Raw genomic sequence first — 1,266 nt, 5'->3', positions numbered from 1 at the left:
TTCGGATAGATCGGGAATTTGGCGCAGAGGTCTGCGACTTCGGCCTTGACCTTGGCTTCGACAGCGCTGTTGCCGTCTTCGCCATTGGCGGCCAGGCCGTCGACCACTTCGATGATCCAGTCGGCGATCTGGCGGAATTCGACCTCGCCGAAGCCGCGGGTGGTGCCTGCCGGGCTGCCCAGACGGATGCCCGATGTGATGGTCGGCTTTTCGGGATCAAACGGCACGCCGTTCTTGTTGCAGGTGATATGCGCCCGGCCCAGAGCCTTCTCGGTGGCGTTGCCTTTCACCCCTTTGGGGCGCAGGTCGACCAGCACCACATGGGTGTCGGTCCCGTGGGTCACCGTGTCCAGCCCACCCTTGATCAGCTGATCCGACAGCGCCTGCGCGTTGGTGATCACCTGCTTGACATAGTTCTTGAACTCAGGCCGCAGGGCCTCGCCAAAGGCCACGGCCTTGGCTGCGATCACATGCATCAGCGGGCCGCCCTGAATGCCAGGGAAAATCGCTGAATTCACTTTCTTGGCGATATCTTCATCATTGGTCAGGATCATGCCGCCACGCGGGCCACGCAGGGTCTTGTGCGTCGTGGTCGTGGCCACATGCGCATGGGGGAAGGGGCTGGGGTGTTCGCCCGCTGCCACCAGACCGGCAAAATGCGCCATGTCCACGTGCAGATAGGCGCCGACCATATCGGCGATCTGACGCATGCGGGCAAAGTCGATCTGGCGTGGGATCGCCGAGCCACCCGCGATGATCAGCTTGGGCTGGTGCTCTTTCGCCAGCGCCTCGACCTGATCGTAATCCAGCATGTTGTCCTGCTGGCGCACGCCGTATTGCACCGCGTTGAACCACTTGCCCGACTGGTTCGGCCGCGCGCCGTGGGTCAGGTGGCCACCGGCATCCAGGCTCATGCCCAGAATGGTGTCGCCCGGCTTGATCAGGGCCTGGAACACGCCCTGGTTGGCCTGAGAGCCGGAATTGGGCTGCACATTGGCAAACTCGCATCCGAACAGCTGTTTGGCGCGGTCGATGGCCAGGTTTTCGGCAATATCAACAAACTGGCAGCCGCCATAGTAGCGGCGCCCGGGATAGCCTTCGGCATATTTGTTGGTCATCACCGAGCCCTGCGCCTCCATCACGGCGGCAGAGACGATGTTCTCGGACGCGATCAGCTCGATCTCGTCGCGCTGACGACCCAGTTCCGACGTGATCGAGCCAAAAAGCTCAGGATCACGATCAGCAAGGGACTGGGTGAAAAATCCG

The 1,266-nt window shown here is 62.0% G+C and carries 1 protein-coding gene; it reads right to left on the bottom strand.

The window, feature by feature from the left end:
* Positions 1 to 1,266: serine hydroxymethyltransferase (gene glyA / locus AC2FFA_RS22530; protein ID WP_496853311.1), on the bottom strand; the 1,266-nt coding region annotated here is incomplete at both ends.

The organism is Ruegeria sp. YTSB088 (assembly GCF_059609825.1).
The sequence above is the reverse complement of the archived record's forward strand: the minus strand, read 5'-3'. Positions and strand labels throughout refer to the sequence as shown.